Origin of the sequence: Klebsiella indica, from assembly GCF_005860775.1 — a bacterium.
Taxonomy (GTDB): Bacteria; Pseudomonadota; Gammaproteobacteria; order Enterobacterales; family Enterobacteriaceae; genus Klebsiella; species Klebsiella indica.
Map to the genome: position 1 here is coordinate 170981 of NZ_VCHQ01000002.1, position 16139 is coordinate 187119.

The 16139-nt window shown below is 53.7% G+C and carries 20 protein-coding genes; 14 read left to right on the plus strand and 6 right to left on the minus strand.

Annotated elements, in window-relative coordinates; genetic code table 11:
• Positions 1 to 4 precede the first annotated feature (4 nt).
• Complete coding sequence (locus FE839_RS01985; RefSeq protein WP_138358608.1) at positions 5 to 1642, plus strand: isovaleryl-CoA dehydrogenase; 1638 nt, start codon at positions 5 to 7, stop codon at positions 1640 to 1642.
• Here FE839_RS01985 and FE839_RS01990 read toward each other — a convergent pair.
• Both FE839_RS01990 and bsmA read right to left on the minus strand, forming a co-directional pair.
• Positions 1633 to 1908 carry a YdgH/BhsA/McbA family protein gene (locus tag FE839_RS01990; protein WP_171034802.1) on the minus strand — a complete coding sequence of 92 codons (276 nt, stop codon included), beginning with the start codon at positions 1906 to 1908 and terminating at the stop codon, positions 1633 to 1635. The genes FE839_RS01985 and FE839_RS01990 overlap by 10 nt on opposite strands.
• Before the next feature lie 131 nt (positions 1909 to 2039).
• Positions 2040 to 2375: a biofilm peroxide resistance protein BsmA gene (gene bsmA, locus FE839_RS01995; protein WP_138358612.1), complete on the minus strand. Its 336-nt coding sequence runs from the start codon at positions 2373 to 2375 to the stop codon at positions 2040 to 2042.
• A gap of 176 nt (positions 2376 to 2551) precedes the next feature.
• Here bsmA and yjfP point away from each other — a divergent pair, with 176 nt between their 5' ends.
• A complete protein-coding gene (gene yjfP / locus FE839_RS02000) occupies positions 2552 to 3268 on the plus strand; it encodes an esterase (RefSeq protein WP_138358614.1) in 717 nt (238 codons plus the stop codon).
• Here yjfP and ulaR read toward each other — a convergent pair.
• Both ulaR and ulaG read right to left on the minus strand, forming a co-directional pair.
• On the minus strand, positions 3265 to 4020 hold the full coding sequence (gene ulaR / locus FE839_RS02005; protein WP_138358616.1) for an HTH-type transcriptional regulator UlaR: 756 nt from the start codon (positions 4018 to 4020) through the stop codon (positions 3265 to 3267). The two genes, yjfP and ulaR, sit on opposite strands and share 4 nt — an antisense overlap.
• 117 nt (positions 4021 to 4137) lie before the next feature.
• Entirely contained in the window at positions 4138 to 5202 is a 1065-nt protein-coding gene (gene ulaG / locus FE839_RS02010) for an L-ascorbate 6-phosphate lactonase (RefSeq protein WP_138358618.1), read from the minus strand.
• A 365-nt stretch (positions 5203 to 5567) separates the two neighbouring features.
• On the opposite strand from ulaG, the gene ulaA reads away from it, so the two are divergent.
• From ulaA to FE839_RS02040, 6 genes are read left to right on the plus strand one after another with little or no spacing between them, the layout of a single operon-like run.
• On the plus strand, positions 5568 to 6968 hold the full coding sequence (ulaA, locus tag FE839_RS02015) for a PTS ascorbate transporter subunit IIC (RefSeq protein ID WP_138358620.1): 1401 nt from the start codon (positions 5568 to 5570) through the stop codon (positions 6966 to 6968).
• A gap of 12 nt (positions 6969 to 6980) precedes the next feature.
• Complete coding sequence (ulaB, locus tag FE839_RS02020; protein ID WP_138358622.1) at positions 6981 to 7286, plus strand: PTS ascorbate transporter subunit IIB; 306 nt, start codon at positions 6981 to 6983, stop codon at positions 7284 to 7286.
• A 9-nt stretch (positions 7287 to 7295) separates the two neighbouring features.
• Positions 7296 to 7763 (plus strand): PTS ascorbate transporter subunit IIA, encoded by a 468-nt coding sequence (ulaC, locus tag FE839_RS02025; protein WP_138358624.1) that lies wholly within the window; start codon positions 7296 to 7298, stop codon positions 7761 to 7763.
• A gap of 12 nt (positions 7764 to 7775) precedes the next feature.
• The gene (ulaD, locus tag FE839_RS02030) at positions 7776 to 8426 is read left to right on the plus strand and encodes a 3-keto-L-gulonate-6-phosphate decarboxylase UlaD (RefSeq protein WP_138358626.1); all 651 of its coding nucleotides are present in this window, start codon (positions 7776 to 7778) and stop codon (positions 8424 to 8426) included.
• 9 nt (positions 8427 to 8435) lie between these two features.
• Complete coding sequence (locus FE839_RS02035; protein WP_138358628.1) at positions 8436 to 9290, plus strand: L-ribulose-5-phosphate 3-epimerase; 855 nt, start codon at positions 8436 to 8438, stop codon at positions 9288 to 9290.
• A complete protein-coding gene (locus FE839_RS02040; protein WP_138358630.1) occupies positions 9290 to 9976 on the plus strand; it encodes an L-ribulose-5-phosphate 4-epimerase in 687 nt (228 codons plus the stop codon). Before FE839_RS02035 ends, FE839_RS02040 begins: the two co-directional genes overlap by 1 nt.
• 73 nt (positions 9977 to 10049) lie before the next feature.
• Here the strand turns inward: FE839_RS02040 and FE839_RS02045 are convergent, their stop codons facing one another.
• On the minus strand, positions 10050 to 10325 hold the full coding sequence (locus tag FE839_RS02045) for a YdgH/BhsA/McbA family protein (protein ID WP_138358657.1): 276 nt from the start codon (positions 10323 to 10325) through the stop codon (positions 10050 to 10052).
• A gap of 338 nt (positions 10326 to 10663) precedes the next feature.
• Here FE839_RS02045 and rpsF point away from each other — a divergent pair, with 338 nt between their 5' ends.
• The 4 genes from rpsF to rplI are packed head-to-tail and all read left to right on the plus strand — an operon-like array spanning position 10664 to position 12102.
• Entirely contained in the window at positions 10664 to 11059 is a 396-nt protein-coding gene (gene rpsF / locus FE839_RS02050) for a 30S ribosomal protein S6 (protein ID WP_138358632.1), read from the plus strand.
• Positions 11060 to 11064: 5 nt separating this feature from the next.
• The gene (gene priB, locus FE839_RS02055; protein WP_138358634.1) at positions 11065 to 11379 is read left to right on the plus strand and encodes a primosomal replication protein N; all 315 of its coding nucleotides are present in this window, start codon (positions 11065 to 11067) and stop codon (positions 11377 to 11379) included.
• Positions 11380 to 11383: 4 nt separating this feature from the next.
• Positions 11384 to 11611: a 30S ribosomal protein S18 gene (gene rpsR / locus FE839_RS02060; RefSeq protein ID WP_000135199.1), complete on the plus strand. Its 228-nt coding sequence runs from the start codon at positions 11384 to 11386 to the stop codon at positions 11609 to 11611.
• Between the two features lie 41 nt (positions 11612 to 11652).
• Positions 11653 to 12102 (plus strand): 50S ribosomal protein L9, encoded by a 450-nt coding sequence (rplI, locus tag FE839_RS02065; RefSeq protein WP_138358636.1) that lies wholly within the window; start codon positions 11653 to 11655, stop codon positions 12100 to 12102.
• Between the two features lie 172 nt (positions 12103 to 12274).
• On the opposite strand, the gene FE839_RS02070 is transcribed toward rplI, so the two are convergent.
• Complete coding sequence (locus FE839_RS02070) at positions 12275 to 12937, minus strand: LysM-like peptidoglycan-binding domain-containing protein (protein WP_138358638.1); 663 nt, start codon at positions 12935 to 12937, stop codon at positions 12275 to 12277.
• 266 nt (positions 12938 to 13203) lie between these two features.
• Here FE839_RS02070 and fklB point away from each other — a divergent pair, with 266 nt between their 5' ends.
• Together fklB and cycA are read left to right on the plus strand one after the other, a co-directional pair.
• Complete coding sequence (fklB, locus tag FE839_RS02080; RefSeq protein WP_138358640.1) at positions 13204 to 13824, plus strand: BamJ family beta-barrel-assembly machinery protein; 621 nt, start codon at positions 13204 to 13206, stop codon at positions 13822 to 13824.
• A 305-nt stretch (positions 13825 to 14129) separates the two neighbouring features.
• Entirely contained in the window at positions 14130 to 15533 is a 1404-nt protein-coding gene (cycA, locus tag FE839_RS02085; RefSeq protein ID WP_138358642.1) for a D-serine/D-alanine/glycine transporter, read from the plus strand.
• Positions 15534 to 16139 lie beyond the last annotated feature (606 nt).

Below are 16139 nucleotides of genomic sequence, written 5' to 3' on the forward strand. Positions count from 1 at the left end.
CACCATGCACTGGCAAACTCATACGGTATTCAACCAACCTACGCCGCTGTGTAACAGTAACTTATTCTTGTCCGATAGCGCTCTGCGTGAAGCCGTAGTGCGTGAAGGCGCGGGCTGGGATGGCGATCTTCTGACGAGCATTGGCCAACAGCTGGGGACGGCAGAATCACTGGAACTGGGTCGCCTGGCCAACAGCAACCCGCCGGAACTGCTGCGCTACGATGCGACGGGCTCGCGCCTTGACGATGTGCGTTTTCATCCTGCGTGGCACCTGCTGATGCAGGGATTGTGCTCAAACCGGGTACATAATCTCGCCTGGCAGGAAGAGGTGCGTGAAGGCGCTTTTGTCGCTCGGGCCGCCCGCTTTATGCTGCATGCCCAGGTAGAGGCGGGGACCTTATGCCCCATCACGATGACTTTTGCCGCGATCCCGCTGCTACAGCGTTCATTACCCAGGCTATTTAGCGACTGGTTATCCCCCTTGTTAAGCGATCGCTATGATTCTCATCTGGTGCCGGGCAGCCAGAAGCGCGGGCTACTTATTGGCATGGGCATGACCGAAAAGCAGGGTGGGTCTGATGTTCTGAGCAATACCACGCGAGCGGAGAAAACCGCCGAAGGTTTTTATCATCTTGTCGGGCATAAGTGGTTTTTTTCGGTCCCGCAAAGTGATGCCCATCTGGTGCTGGCGCAGACGTCGGCCGGGTTATCCTGCTTTTTTGTCCCGCGCCTGCTGCCGGACGGCCAGCGCAACGGTGTTCGCCTGGAAAGGCTGAAAGAGAAGCTGGGTAACCGGTCAAACGCCAGTAGCGAAGTTGAATTCTTCGACGCCTGCGGTTGGCTGGTAGGCGAAGAGGGCGATGGCGTTCGGCAAATCCTCAAAATGGGGGGGCTGACTCGCTTTGATTGTGCCCTGGGTAGCCACGCGCTGATGCGCCGGGCCTATTCGGTGGCGCTCTATCACGCTATGCGCCGTCAGGCGTTTGGTAAAAATCTGGCCGATCAGCCGATGATGCGTCAGGTACTAGGCCAGATGGCATTGCAACTCGAAGGGCAAACGGCCTTTTTGTTCCGTCTTGCGCGCGCCTGGGACAGGCGTACCGATGTGCAGGAGGCACTGTGGGCAAGGCTGTTCACGCCAGCGGCGAAGTTTGCTATCTGCAAATCCGGGATGTCGTTTGTCGCCGAGGCGATGGAGGTTGTGGGGGGCGCAGGCTACTGCGAAGAGAGCGAATTACCGCGTTTATATCGTGAAATGCCGGTAAACAGTATCTGGGAAGGGTCGGGCAATATTATGTGTCTTGATGTGATGCGCGTTCTCATCAAGCAACCCCAGGCGCTGGAGCTTCTGGCGGCGGAATGTGCGGAGGTGAAAGGACAGAATCGCCATTTCGATCGCACCTGGCGGCAGTTGCAACAAAGGCTACGGCGGCCTCTGGAAGAGCAGGGGCGAGAGATTACCCGGCTGGTTTATCTGCTTGGGGTTGGCGCGCAGGTATTGCGCTTCGCTTCGCCACCGTTGGCTGAGTCATGGTGCCGTATGATGCTCGACACGCGCGGTGGTATGCGCCTGGATGCGCAGACGCTGGACGATTTATTATTACGGGCAATGGGACGTGGTCGCCAGGCGCCTCAGGCGTAGAGAATGGCCTGTACCCGCCAGTTATCTGGTTGCTGATCTTCGTACATCTGAACAATACGATACCAGGATGCGCCATGCTCATCGGCCTGCACAGCGATAGCGTGTTCCACATCCTGTTGACTACCGGAGATGTTGTTAACGCAAATCAGACCAATTTCATTCAGGCCCGTTACGCAATCGGCGCTGGCCAATTCTGCTGGCTGAGCAGAGGTATTGGCGGTGACGGGGGCCAGCATCATACCGGGTAGGGTAAAGGTTCTTTTCATCGTCAGCTCCATTCCACATCGTCCTGAGGGCATTCCGTTACTGGCGTCCCGCCAGAATTACCGCTGGCTGAACAGTATTATGCACAGGAGAATGTGAATGGATGCAAAGCAAAGTAAAGCTGGCTTAAAGATTACCGCGATTTTCGGTATAAAATTGCCTGCGAATACCACTGACCGGGAACCTGGGTGTCATCAATCATGATGATGACATAGTATTCCGCTTTAGCGGCCTCTGCTTTGGCCTTTAGCGCAGCTTCTACATCCATCGGCGAGCCGTACAGTAATACGCTCACCGTCCCCATCTTCTGCAGACCCTTCGTCTGGTTACGCGGGATCTCTTGCGGATGGTCGGTTGCTGGCGGCGGCGCTTCTGGCGTCCCTTGCAGGGCGCTACAGCCAGTTAAGGCGATAGCCAGTAACCACGGTGTAAACCTACGCATAACCCTATCTCGTTTCCTGATAGTCATAGTGTAGTGGTAGCCTTAATGTCATTTTCGGGGAATGTTCCCGAAGTGTTATCCGGTACGCGATTTTCGAATGAAAATATCGTGAAAGCGTAATCTGCTTCTCAAGATTATGCGCTATGTGCGAACAAGTTACTTGAGTAATAACAAAACATCACTATAGAGAAGGGAGACGGTAAATGATTGCACTAGAAATGCGTGACCTTGCGGGTGGGGATGTTCTCCACGCATACCCGCAGAACGCAGCGGATACACCATTGCCGTGTATCGTATTTTATCACGGCTTTACCTCTTCTAAGCTGGTCTATAGCTATTTTGCCGTTGCGCTGGCGGAGGCCGGGTTTCGGGTTATTATGCCTGATGCGGCGGAACACGGTGCACGCTATCAAGGGGACGCGCAAGGGCGAATGCAGCGCTTCTGGCCGATCCTGATGCAGAATTTTGTCGAATTCCCGGCATTGCAGGAGGCGATTCGCGCTCAGGGATGGCTTGCCGACGACAGGCTGGCAGTTGCCGGAGCGTCAATGGGCGGCATGACGGCCCTGGGCGTGATGACGCATCATCCGGAGCTGAAATGCGTGGCCTGCCTGATGGGGTCTGGCTATTTCAGCTCACTCTCACAGGCGCTTTTCCCTTCACCTTCACTGCGTGCAGAACAACTGGCGGAGTGGGACGTCAGCCAGCAACTGGCGACGCTTGCCAGTCGGCCGCTGCTGCTCTGGCACGGCGATGAAGATGATGTTGTGCCGCCGGACGAGACGCTCCGTCTTCAGCAGGCGTTGCAGCAAAACGATCTGGCCGACAATTTGACCTGCATCTGGCAGAAAGGCGTCCGTCACCGCATTACGCCTGAAGCGTTAGCGGCGACGGTGGCATTTTTCCAGCGTCATCTTTAAACGCGAATGACCTTGACGCCCTGATCCTCAAGCTGTCTGAGGATCGCTTCATTGGCCTGTTTTCCCGTAATCACCAGGTCGATTTGCCCGGCCTGGCTGAACAGCATTCCGGCGCGTTCCCCGACTTTACTGCTATCGACCAGCACAGCGAGTTTACCGACGACGTTAAGCATCTTCTGCTCCGCCATCGCCGTGAGCATATCGGTTTTATAGAGCCCTTCGGCAGTCAGTCCTTTGCCGCTGGTGAACATCCAGTGCCCGGCATACAGGCTGTTTTCACTGCCCTGTGGGCTCAGGGTGATGGAGTGGCTGCGGTTATACTGACCGCCCATAATGATAACGCTGTCGTGTTCCTGATCGATCAGGTAATTAGCCAGCGGCAGATAGTTAGTGATGATCTGCACCGGTTTACCGCACAGTTCCTGACCAAGCAGAAAAGCGGTCGACCCGCAGTTGATGACGATGCTTTCACCAGGGTTGACCAGTTGCGAAGCCGCGTGGGCGATGCGTACTTTTTCGTCATGGTTTTGCGCCTGATGAATATTCATTGGCGACCAGCGCGGACGCTGTTCGCTAATTGCTTCCGCGCCATTGCGGACTTTTTTCAGTTTGCCGCTGTCATCGAGTTTATTGATATCGCGACGCGCCGTCGCCGGAGAAATTCCCAGCCGGGAAATCACCTGCTCCACGGTGACAAATCCCGTTTGTGCCAGCAAATCCAGTAAAATTTGATGTCTTTGCGCTTCCGTCATGAGCAAATCCGATTAAAAGTGATAAGCAAAGATGATATTTGAAATCAGGTGAAAATACTAATGCCGACGGAATAATTTCCGGCGAGCGCTAATCGTTAATCGCTCGCCGAAGAAGGCTTACAGGAAGGACTTGAAGGGCAGGTCCGGTTCCATGGTGAAGCAGTCGTCGAATCCCCGTGGATAGTGGTATTCGAAGTTGTCTTTATCCAGCGGCCAGGTGAACTTCCCGCCAACCTGCCAGATGAAAGGCTTAAAGCCGTACTTCAGCCGATCTTTCTTCATCTCCCACAACACGCGGATTTCCTGCGGGTCCGCCTGGAAGTTTGACCAGATATCGTGATGGAACGGGATCACGACTTTGGTATTCAGCGACTCCGCCATACGCAGAATATCAGCGCTGGTCATTTTGTCGGTAATACCACGCGGGTTCTCGCCATAAGAACCTAACGCCACATCGATCTGGTGCTCATTACCGTGCTTCGCATAGTAGTTGGAGTAGTGGGAATCACCGCTGTGATACAGGTTGCCGCCCGATGTTTTAAACAGATAGTTCACCGCGCGCCGATCCATGCCATCCGGCAGTATGCCCGCCGCTTTTTGATCGACCGGTAAAGTAATCAACGCAGTACGGTCAAAAGCATCAAGGGCATGGATCGCCACGTCTTTCACTTTCACTACATCGCCCGGTTTCACTACGATGCAGCGCGCTTCCGGTACGCCCCAGCCAATCCACAGATCGACGCAGGTTTGCGGCCCGATAAACGGTACGTTATCGGCGCAGTTCTGCATCACGGCGGCCGCAACGTTTACATCGATATGATCGTTATGATCGTGGGTGGCCAGTACGGCATCAATCTGGCGAATGGCGAATGGATCCAGAACAAACGGCGTGGTACGCAGGTTGGGCTGGAGCTTCTTGACACCCGCCATGCGCTGCATCTGATGGCCCGTTTTCATCAGCGGATTACCGTGGCTTTGCTTGCCGGTACCGCACCAGAAATCGACGCAGATATTGGCTCCGCCCGCCGATTTCAGCCAGATGCCCGTACAACCCAGCCACCACATGGCAAAAGTACCCGGTGCAACCTGCTCTTGTTCAATCTCTTCATTTAGCCAGCTACCCCATTCCGGAAACGTGTTCAGAATCCATGATTCGCGGGTGATGGTTTGTACTTTACTCATTGATTTTTCCCTCAATGGTTATCATAAGTAATCATTTAATGATTTGTTTTGACAAATACTGTCATCATTTATTCAGGAATGCAATCCTGAGTTTTGTCCTTTACAGGACAGTGATGGAGGGTTAGACGGTGGAACAGGCTTACTTTATGATACGCATTAAATTTTATTTAATTGATTTTAATTGATTATTTTTTATTTTTGTTAAATGAGAATTACTACAACAACAGATTAAATGATTATTTGCGGTGTGCGTCACATTTAATCAAATATAATCTTGTTGTGATTATTTTTGATTATTAGAGTGTTTGCAACAACAAATCCTGGGCGTAGCCTGAGTTCAGCGCGTCCACCTTCTGGAGTGTGTTATGGAGATTCTCTACAACATCTTTACCGTTTTCTTTAATCAGGTCATGACCAACGCCCCGCTGCTGTTGGGGATTGTGACCTGCCTGGGCTATATCCTGTTGCGTAAAAACGCAGGCGTTATTGTTAAAGGCACGATTAAAACCATCATCGGCTTCATGTTGTTGCAGGCGGGGTCCGGCATTCTGACCAGCACCTTTAAACCCGTGGTGGCGAAAATGTCCGAGGTCTACGGTATTAACGGCGCTATCTCTGATACTTACGCTTCGATGATGGCGACGATTGAGCGGATGGGGAATGCATACAGTTGGGTCGGCTATGCGGTGCTGTTGGCGCTGGCGCTGAACATCTGCTATGTCCTGCTGCGGCGTATTACTGGTATCCGTACCATCATGCTGACCGGGCACATCATGTTCCAGCAGGCCGGGCTGATTGCCGTTTTTTTCTATATCTTCGGTTACCCAATGTGGACCACCATTATCTGCACCGCGGTGCTGGTGTCGCTCTACTGGGGGATCACTTCCAATATGATGTATAAGCCAACCCAGGATGTGACCGACGGCTGCGGTTTCTCCATTGGTCACCAGCAACAGTTCGCGTCATGGATTGCTTATAAGGTTGCGCCGTATCTGGGGAAAAAAGAAGAGAGCGTTGAAGATCTTAAACTGCCGGGCTGGCTGCATATCTTCCATGACAATATCGTCTCAACGGCGATTGTGATGACCGTTTTCTTCGGCGCGATTCTCCTCTCTTTCGGTATCAATACCGTACAGGCGATGGCGGGGAAAACCCACTGGACGATCTATATCCTGCAAACCGGTTTTTCATTTGCTGTGGCTATTTTCATCATCACCCAGGGCGTTCGTATGTTCGTTGCTGAACTCTCCGAAGCGTTTAATGGCATCTCCCAGCGCTTGATCCCAGGCGCCGTTCTGGCGATTGACTGCGCGGCGATTTATAGCTTCGCGCCAAACGCCGTCGTCTGGGGTTTTATGTGGGGGACCATCGGCCAGCTGATCGCTGTCGGTATTCTGGTGGGTTGTGGCTCTTCCATTCTGATTATCCCGGGCTTTATCCCGATGTTCTTCTCTAACGCGACCATCGGAGTCTTCGCTAATCACTTCGGCGGCTGGCGTGCGGCGCTGAAGATTTGTCTGGTGATGGGGATGATTGAAATCTTTGGCTGCGTCTGGGCGGTCAAGCTTACCGGCATGAGCGCCTGGATGGGGATGGCGGACTGGTCGATTCTGGCGCCGCCGATGATGCAGGGTTTTGCCTCTGTCGGCATCGCGTTTATGGTCGTCATGATCATTATTGCGCTGGCTTATATGTTCTTTGCAGGGCGCTCGCTGCGTGCTGAAGAGGACGCGGAAAAACAACTGGCAGATTCTTCTGCCCAATAAGGAGTTCTGACGATGACCGTACGTATTCTGGCTGTATGTGGCAACGGGCAAGGGAGTTCCATGATCATGAAGATGAAAGTGGACCAGTTTTTGACCCAGTCAAATATCGATCACACGGTGAACAGTTGCGCGGTGGGTGAATATAAAAGCGAATTAAGCGGCGCGGATATCATCATCGCCTCCACCCATATCGCCGGTGAGATTAGCGTTTCCGGCAATAAATATGTGGTTGGCGTACGCAATATGCTGTCGCCTGCGGATTTTGGCCCGAAACTGCTGGAAGTGATCAAAGCGCATTTTCCGCAGGATATGAAGTAAGGATGGCAAATGAAATTACGTGATTCTCTTGTGGAGAATAATTCCATCCTTTTACAGGCCGATGCCAGCACATGGCAGGAAGCGGTAAAGCTGGGCGTTGATTTACTGGTTAAAGCCGATGTGGTCGAGCCGCGCTACTACCAGGCCATTCTGGATGGCGTTGCTCAACATGGCCCTTATTTTGTGATTGCACCCGGTCTGGCGATGCCCCACGGGCGTCCGGAAGAGGGCGTCAAGAAAACCGGCTTTGCGCTGGTGACCTTAAAAACGCCGCTGATTTTCAATCATGAGGATAACGATCCGGTCGATATTCTGATCACTATGGCGGCCGTCGATGCCACTACCCACCAGGAAGTGGGCATCATGCAGATCGTTAACCTGTTTGAAGACGAAGCGAATTTCGACCGTTTACGCGCCTGCCGCACTGAGCAGGACGTTCTTGATTTAATCGATAACGCCAATGCGGCGGCTGTTTAAAAGGAACATCATATGTCATTACCTATGTTACAGGTTGCGCTGGATAATCAAACCATGTCCTCTGCGTATGAAACGACGCGTCTGATTGCCGAAGAAGTCGATATTATCGAAGTCGGAACCATCCTTTGCGTCGCCGAGGGCGTGCGCGCCGTGCGCGACCTGAAGGCGCTGTATCCGCATAAAATCGTGCTGGCGGACGCCAAAATTGCCGATGCCGGTAAAATCCTCTCCCGTATGTGCTTCGAAGCCAACGCCGACTGGGTGACGGTGATCTGCTGTGCCGATATCAACACTGCTAAAGGTGCGCTGGATGTGGCGAAAGCGTTTGACGGCGATGTCCAGATCGAACTGACCGGCTACTGGACCTGGGAGCAGGCGCAGGCGTGGCGCGACGCGGGTATTCAGCAGGTGGTTTATCACCGTAGCCGCGATGCGCAGGCCGCAGGCGTAGCGTGGGGCGAAGCGGATATCAGCGCGATCAAACGCCTGTCTGAGATGGGATTTAAAGTCACCGTAACCGGTGGTCTGGCACTGGACGATTTGCCGCTGTTCCAGGGGATTCCGATTCACGTCTTTATCGCCGGCCGCAGTATTCGCGACGCGGCTTCTCCGGTCGAAGCTGCACGGCAGTTTAAACGTTCCATTGCCCAGATTTGGGGCTAAGGAGCGGATATGCTGTCGAAAAAAGTTCCGCTCGGCATTTATGAAAAAGCGCTCCCCGCCGGGGAGTGCTGGCTGGAGCGCCTGCGGCTGGCGAAAGAATTAGGTTTTGACTTCGTCGAAATGTCGGTAGATGAAACCGACGCTCGCCTGGCGCGGCTCGACTGGAACCGGGAACAACGCCTGGCGCTGGTCAGCGCGATTGCGGAAACCGGGATTCGCGTCCCTTCTATGTGCCTGAGCGCTCATCGACGTTTTCCGCTCGGTAGCGAAGATGACGTAGTGCGGGCACAGGGGCTGGACATTATGCGTAAAGCCATCCAACTGGCCCAGGATGTGGGTATCCGCGTCATCCAGCTTGCCGGTTATGACGTTTACTATCAGGAAGCCAACAACGAGACGCACTGTCGTTTCCGTGATGGATTGCAAGAGAGTGTCAGGATGGCGAGCCGCGCGCAGGTGACGCTGGCGATGGAGATTATGGATTATCCGCTGATGAATTCCATCAGCAAGGCGCTGGGCTACGCCCACTATCTGAATAATCCATGGTTCCAGATCTACCCGGATATCGGCAATCTCTCTGCGTGGGATAACGACGTGCAGATGGAGCTTCAGGCCGGGATGGGGCATATCGTGGCGGTGCATGTTAAAGACACGAAACCCGGCGTGTTTAAAAACGTGCCGTTCGGCGAAGGGATAGTGGATTTTGAGCGCTGTTTTACGACGCTCAAGCAGTGCGGCTACTGTGGCCCTTGGCTGATCGAAATGTGGAGTGAAACCACTGACGATCCGGCGGCGGAGGTGGTGAAAGCGCGCGATTGGGTGAAAGCGCGGATGGTCAGCGCAGGCCTGCTGGAGGTAGCATAATGCAGACGCTCAAACAGCAGGTCTTTGACGCCAATATGGATTTACCGCGCTACGGACTGGTGACTTTTACATGGGGTAACGTCAGCGCCATTGATCGTGAACGCGGGCTGGTGGCGATTAAGCCCAGCGGCGTGGCCTACGAGAGCATGAAAGTGAATGATATGGTCATTGTGGATATGGATGGCAATGTGGTTGAAGGAGAATATCGCCCTTCTTCCGATACCGCGACGCATCTGGCGTTATATCGTCGCTATCCGGGCCTCGGCGGCGTGGTGCATACTCACTCGACCCATGCGACGGCCTGGGCGCAGGCGGGCCTGGCCATTCCCGCGCTGGGAACGACCCATGCGGACTACTTCTTTGGCGATATTCCCTGCACCAGAGCACTATGCGCCAGCGAAGTTGAAGAGGCTTACGAACTGAACACCGGCAGGGTGATTATCGAAACCCTGGGCGAGGCAGAACCGCTACATACGCCGGGCATTGTGGTGTACCAGCACGGGCCTTTTGCCTGGGGTAAGGATGCGCACGAGGCAGTGCACAACGCGGTAGTAATGGAAGAGGTGGCGCGGATGGCGTGGATTGCTTGCGGTATTAATCCGCAACTGAAGCCTATTGATAGCTGGCTGATGAACAAACATTTTATGCGTAAACACGGGCCAAACGCCTATTATGGACAGAAGTGAAAGACGCGGAAAAATCGTTCGTCATCGTCTTACGGCTTCGCCCTTATACAGAGCGAAGTCGAGAGGCGAAGCATTAGCGGTAAATGACCGCGCTTGCGTGAATCAGGCCGTGGCTTCCTGGCTCATGAATCAGGATCGGCTGAAAATACTTCGCGCCCTGAGCGTCGCTCTGTTGATTAAGCGCCTGCTCCGCTTCCTGTTCAGTAGCGATATTGTGATTGATATAAATAACGCCGAGGCTTTGCACATCGTCCATGTTACGGGCCTGGCGGGCGTCGATTTTAATAGCAGCCTGCGCGTTGGCGCTTAACAAAAGCGCTGCCATTAGGGTTATGAGGATGGATTTCATCATCTGCTCTCCTTACGACAGTCCTGACGTTAACCTGGGTTCCTTTGGGTTATGGATATTTCTGATCTAAGTGTAATCGCTGCCTGTCTGGCGTATCGCGACCATTTTTGATGCAGTTGTTCAAAAAAATGTCGTTTCTGTCGTTGGTTAATTTTAAATCACTGGCGGCGCTGAGTTTGGCGCTAAGTGCGAATTGTTTGCACAATTCACTTGTCTTAATCCACGCTCGCACGTATTATGACGCGTCAATTTTTCAGCCGCCCTTTAACACGTTCCTTGCCTCCATGGGCCGCGGCTGACCCAGACAGGAGGCTGAATAATCCGTAAGGAGCAATTCGATGCGTCATTACGAAATCGTTTTTATGGTCCATCCTGACCAGAGCGAACAGGTTCCGGGTATGATCGAACGTTACACTGGTGCAATCACTGCAGCAGAAGGTACGATCCACCGTCTGGAAGACTGGGGCCGCCGTCAGCTGGCTTATCCGATCAACAAACTGCACAAAGCCCACTACGTTCTGCTGAACGTTGAAGCGCCGCAGGAAGTGATCGATGAGCTGGAAACTAACTTCCGCTTCAACGACGCCGTTATCCGCAGCATGGTAATGCGTACTAAGCACGCCGTTACCGAAGCATCTCCGATGGTTAAAGCGAAAGACGAGCGCCGTGAGCGTCGCGAAGATTTCGCTAACGAAACCACAGATGATTCTGAAGCTGGGGATTCTGAAGAGTAATCCTGATGACCAATCGTCTGGAGCTGTCCGGCATGGTATGCAGGACTCCACTTCGTAAGGTCAGCCCGTCAGGAATTCCACACTGCCAGTTCGTGCTTGAGCATCGTTCAGTGCAGGAGGAAGCCGGTTTTCACCGGCAGGCGTGGTGCCAGATGCCCGTGATTGTTAGCGGACACGAGAACCAGGCCATTACTCACAGTATAACGGTCGGCAGCCGCATAACCGTTCGAGGGTTCATCTCTTGCCACAAGGCAAAGAACGGCCTGAGTAAAATGGTTCTGCATGCCGAGCAGATTGAATTGATAGATTCTGGAGACTAGCCATATGGCACGTTATTTCCGTCGTCGCAAGTTCTGCCGTTTCACCGCGGAAGGCGTTCAAGAGATCGACTATAAAGATATCGCTACGCTGAAAAACTACATCACCGAAAGCGGTAAGATTGTCCCGAGCCGTATCACCGGTACCCGTGCAAAATATCAGCGTCAGCTGGCACGCGCCATCAAACGCGCTCGCTACCTGTCCCTGCTGCCGTACACTGATCGTCATCAGTAATCGGTCACGGTCCATTAATACGACTTTGAGAGGATAAGGTAATGCAAGTTATTCTGCTTGATAAAGTAGCAAACCTGGGTAGCCTGGGTGATCAGGTTAACGTTAAAGCGGGCTATGCTCGTAACTTCCTGGTACCGCAGGGTAAAGCTGTTCCGGCTACCAAGAAAAACGTTGAGTTCTTCGAAGCACGCCGTGCTGAACTGGAAGCCAAACTGGCAGAAGTTCTGGGCGCTGCTAACGCTCGCGCTGAAGCAATCAACGCGCTGGGCAGCGTTACTATCGCGTCTAAATCTGGCGACGAAGGTAAACTGTTCGGTTCTATCGGTACCCGCGACATCGCTGATGCTGTTACTGCAGCTGGCGTTGTTGTTGCGAAGAGCGAAGTTCGTCTGCCGAACGGCGTTCTGCGCACCACCGGTGAGCATGAAGTCGACTTCCAGGTTCACAGCGAAGTTTTCGCTAAACTGGTTGTTAACGTTGTAGCTGAATAATTTATTTTTCAGTTCGCGTCGAGACGCCGGCCTTGTGCCGGCGTTTTGCTTTTCTGCGTTTGCCCGGTTTTTTTATCTGAACGTGCGTAGCGGCTATTTCCCGGGGCGCGTTGGTAAGGGGTAACGGCAGGCCCGGTCACTGACCCGGCGGCGAAAATGCATTAATACGGCGTTAGCGCGCACGAATAAAGCTGCCGTTTGACTGGCGGGTAAACAGCACCTGTTGACCGTTGTCGGTATCGATCGCCAGCCCGGTGACCACGCCATTTGCGTTCTGGCGAATCTGTACCGACTGCCCGGTTTGCAGGGAACTTAGCGGTTTGTCCGGGCCTTCTACCTGCGCCATCGCGTAAACGTCAGTCGGCGGCAGGTTATGATCGCGGAACAGTTGTGCGAGGGTTTTGCCTGACTCAATGCGGTAAGTCCGCCACTGCTGCTCTATGCCGGGGGCCGATTGCGGTTGATGATGGGGCTGAGACGCGGTCTGTCGTGGCGCTTGCTCTGTCGGCTCTTCCTGAATCGGCTCCGGAGAGACCGGTGCAACCTGATTGGCATCGTTGACCGATGGCGTATTGGTGATTGGCGGCAGGGGGACAGCCCGATGGCTTGCAGATTGCAGCTGCGACTGGGATTGTAGATCGAGACTCGCCTCGTGGCTCGCCTGAACCGAGGGAGCGTTATCCTCAGAAGGGAGCAGAATACCGATGATCACCAGCAGGGCGCCGACAATGATGCCCCGACGGTGCATGGGCGGTAACGGATCCATAATGCGAATGTGATCCGGGGCGTGCCAGATCTTCGCCAGGGTAGATGTCAGTTCAAAGCGCCCGGGCATGGCTTTCCTCCTGCTCCGCATATTTTATCCTGCTTTCTAGAGTATAGATGGCTAACGTCCTGAAGAACGAGACAAAGATATGTTTCGTGAGGTTAACCTGATATCTCTATTGTTTCTGTTTCCCTTAGATTTGTCATCATCCTGGTGACAAAGTTTTACCCGCCGTGCTATGGCTGATATGCTTCCCACCTCTTTTCTCTGCTCACGGCTTTTTCGTGGTTTGAAATCCGTAGAGCATGAGTTCCCCCTCGTAAAAAGGAACAAAGATGGCAACCCCGACTTTTGACACGATCGAAGCACAGGCAAGTTACGGTATCGGCTTGCAGGTTGGACAACAGCTGAACGAATCTGGCCTGCAGGGGCTGCTGCCGGAAGCGCTGGTCGCTGGTATCGCTGATGCGCTGGAAGGTAAACAGCCGCAGGTGCCGGTGGAAGCCGTTCATCGTGCGCTGCGTGAGATCCACGAACGCGCTGACGCAGTGCGTCGCGAACGCTTCCAGGAAATGGCGGCAGATGGCGAGAAATACCTGCAGGAAAACCGCGAGCGCGAAGGCGTGAACAGCACCGAATCCGGTCTGCAGTTCCGCGTTTTGACCCAGGGTGAAGGGCCGATCCCGGCGCGTACTGACCGCGTTCGTGTCCATTATACCGGTAAACTGATCGACGGTACCGTCTTCGACAGTTCAGTCGCCCGCGGCGAACCGGCTGAATTTCCGGTTACCGGGGTTATTGGCGGTTGGGTTGAAGCGCTGACCCTGATGCCGGTAGGTTCCAAATGGGAGCTGACCATTCCGCATAACCTGGCCTATGGCGAGCGCGGGGCGGGTGCATCCATTCCTCCGTTCAGCACGCTGATTTTTGAAGTGGAACTGCTGGATATTATCTAAATAGCAGTGGTCTTCTCTCCTTGAGGGGAGAGAAGACGTGTTAAATAGCGCAAAACCCTTTAGTTGGAAATATATTGGAGTTTTATATTGCATATCCGCGTAATGGGTGTATTTTTATGAGCTATTTTTCATGGTCAGGGTGATATAACACTCACTTTCAACATAAAATTAACATTATCTCTGAATCACAGTATTCATCCCCCCGATTCTTACCTAATATCGATAAACCTCGTTCCGGGGTTATGACGAATGAAGGGCCAAGAGAGCCCGCACAACACAGACAGGTACAACAGGAAAAAAATCACATGGTAGATCAGGTCAAAGTCGTTGCCGACGAGCAGGCCCCGACTGAACAGGCGTTGCGGCGAAATCTTACGAACCGGCATATTCAGCTTATTGCTATCGGTGGCGCGATAGGCACCGGACTGTTTATGGGCTCCGGCAAAACCATTAGCCTCGCCGGGCCGTCAATTATTTTTGTTTATATGATAATCGGCTTCATGCTGTTTTTCGTTATGCGCGCCATGGGCGAATTGCTGCTGTCGAATCTTGAATATAAGTCATTCAGCGATTTTGCCGCCGATTTGCTGGGGCCGTGGGCGGGCTACTTCACCGGCTGGACTTACTGGTTCTGCTGGGTTGTGACCGGAATGGCGGACGTGGTGGCGATCACCGCCTACGCCCAGTTCTGGTTCCCCGGACTTTCCGATTGGGTCGCGTCGCTGGCGGTCATTCTGCTGCTGCTTGTGCTTAACCTCGCCACGGTGAAGATGTTCGGCGAGATGGAGTTCTGGTTCGCGATGATCAAAATCGTCGCCATTGTGGCGTTGATTGTTGTTGGCCTGGTGATGGTACTAATGCACTTCCAGTCGCCGACCGGCGTGGAAGCCTCTTTCGCGCATCTGTGGAATGACGGCGGCTGGTTCCCGAAAGGCATTAGCGGATTCTTTGCTGGCTTCCAGATAGCGGTCTTTGCCTTCGTCGGTATCGAACTGGTGGGAACCACGGCGGCGGAAACCAAAGATCCCGAGAAATCCCTGCCGCGGGCGATTAACTCGATTCCGCTGCGGATTATTATGTTCTACGTCTTCGCGCTGATCGTTATTATGTCAGTGACGCCGTGGAGTTCGGTGGTACCGTCAAAGAGCCCGTTTGTTGAGCTGTTTGTGCTGGTGGGGCTGCCTGCGGCGGCGAGCCTGATTAACTTCGTGGTGCTGACCTCGGCCGCTTCTTCCGCCAACAGCGGCGTGTTCTCTACCAGCCGGATGCTGTTCGGTCTGGCGCAGGATGGGCAGGCGCCGAAAATGTTCGCAAAACTGTCGAAGCGCGCGGTACCGGCGAAAGGCCTGACTTTCTCCTGTATGTGTCTGCTGGGCGGTGTGGTGATGCTGATAGTCAATCCAAGCGTGATTGCCGCGTTCACCATGATTACCACGGTTTCCGCGATCCTGTTTATGTTTGTCTGGACGATTATCCTGTGTTCATATCTGGCTTATCGCAGAAAGCGTCCGCAGTTGCATGAGCAATCCAAATATAAGATGCCGCTTGGCAAACTGATGTGCTGGGTATGTATGGCTTTCTTTGCCTTTGTGCTGGTGCTGCTGACACTGGAGGCGGATACGCGTGAAGCGCTGATGGTGACCCCGCTGTGGTTTGTGCTGCTGGGCGCGGGATGGCTGTTTGCCGGTAAGAAGCGTCTGGCGAAATAAAAAAATGGCCACCTGAAGTGGCCAATAAGACTGACAATATTGGGCGCTTGAGGGCGTAATGCTGGTCAGTTAAGGGGTGTCAGTTGTATTTATGGCTGGCTGAGCGGTTCTGTCAATCGGTGGTTCTGGCGAAAATGGCATTTTTCGTTTTCACCTGGTTTGGCTTAGTGGCCTGTTCCGTTCACTATAAATACGCGGATATTCGTTATATCCACAGCGTGTGAACGGGCAGGGGGACGTTTCGCCCGTCCCCCTGCACCCCCGGCATTGCGCTGAAAACCTGCCGCTGCGCGGTCCGCTCCACTCCGGCTTCATCTGGCGGACCGGGCGGGACTCGACGCTACTCGTCCCATCCCTGGGACTCGCCCTTCCAGGGCCAGCGCAAGCGCTGTTCAAAATTGCTCCCGGCAATTTTGTCCCTGTCTCGACCCGCCCTCTGGCCGCCGTCCTGGCGGCCAGTCCTGGATGCGCGCCTGCGTTCCCGCCAGGTTTCCTTGATGCGCCCAACCCCCATGCGGTGAGTCCGTTATTCGTCAGTGGCTTTTCAGAGGCTGAAAGTCATAAAAAAGTTATATCCTTTATATTTCAGCCCGTATCAGCTCAGTT

Coding starts and splice junctions, on each gene's coding strand:
- FE839_RS01985 (WP_138358608.1), top strand. CDS start 5: ATGCACTGGCAAACTCATACGGTATTCAACCAACCTACGCCGCTGTGT.
- FE839_RS01990 (WP_171034802.1), bottom strand. CDS start 1,908: ATGAAAAGAACCTTTACCCTACCCGGTATGATGCTGGCCCCCGTCACC.
- bsmA (WP_138358612.1), bottom strand. CDS start 2,375: ATGACTATCAGGAAACGAGATAGGGTTATGCGTAGGTTTACACCGTGG.
- yjfP (WP_138358614.1), top strand. CDS start 2,552: ATGATTGCACTAGAAATGCGTGACCTTGCGGGTGGGGATGTTCTCCAC.
- ulaR (WP_138358616.1), bottom strand. CDS start 4,020: ATGACGGAAGCGCAAAGACATCAAATTTTACTGGATTTGCTGGCACAA.
- ulaG (WP_138358618.1), bottom strand. CDS start 5,202: ATGAGTAAAGTACAAACCATCACCCGCGAATCATGGATTCTGAACACG.
- ulaA (WP_138358620.1), top strand. CDS start 5,568: ATGGAGATTCTCTACAACATCTTTACCGTTTTCTTTAATCAGGTCATG.
- ulaB (WP_138358622.1), top strand. CDS start 6,981: ATGACCGTACGTATTCTGGCTGTATGTGGCAACGGGCAAGGGAGTTCC.
- ulaC (WP_138358624.1), top strand. CDS start 7,296: ATGAAATTACGTGATTCTCTTGTGGAGAATAATTCCATCCTTTTACAG.
- ulaD (WP_138358626.1), top strand. CDS start 7,776: ATGTCATTACCTATGTTACAGGTTGCGCTGGATAATCAAACCATGTCC.
- FE839_RS02035 (WP_138358628.1), top strand. CDS start 8,436: ATGCTGTCGAAAAAAGTTCCGCTCGGCATTTATGAAAAAGCGCTCCCC.
- FE839_RS02040 (WP_138358630.1), top strand. CDS start 9,290: ATGCAGACGCTCAAACAGCAGGTCTTTGACGCCAATATGGATTTACCG.
- FE839_RS02045 (WP_138358657.1), bottom strand. CDS start 10,325: ATGAAATCCATCCTCATAACCCTAATGGCAGCGCTTTTGTTAAGCGCC.
- rpsF (WP_138358632.1), top strand. CDS start 10,664: ATGCGTCATTACGAAATCGTTTTTATGGTCCATCCTGACCAGAGCGAA.
- priB (WP_138358634.1), top strand. CDS start 11,065: ATGACCAATCGTCTGGAGCTGTCCGGCATGGTATGCAGGACTCCACTT.
- rpsR (WP_000135199.1), top strand. CDS start 11,384: ATGGCACGTTATTTCCGTCGTCGCAAGTTCTGCCGTTTCACCGCGGAA.
- rplI (WP_138358636.1), top strand. CDS start 11,653: ATGCAAGTTATTCTGCTTGATAAAGTAGCAAACCTGGGTAGCCTGGGT.
- FE839_RS02070 (WP_138358638.1), bottom strand. CDS start 12,937: ATGCCCGGGCGCTTTGAACTGACATCTACCCTGGCGAAGATCTGGCAC.
- fklB (WP_138358640.1), top strand. CDS start 13,204: ATGGCAACCCCGACTTTTGACACGATCGAAGCACAGGCAAGTTACGGT.
- cycA (WP_138358642.1), top strand. CDS start 14,130: ATGGTAGATCAGGTCAAAGTCGTTGCCGACGAGCAGGCCCCGACTGAA.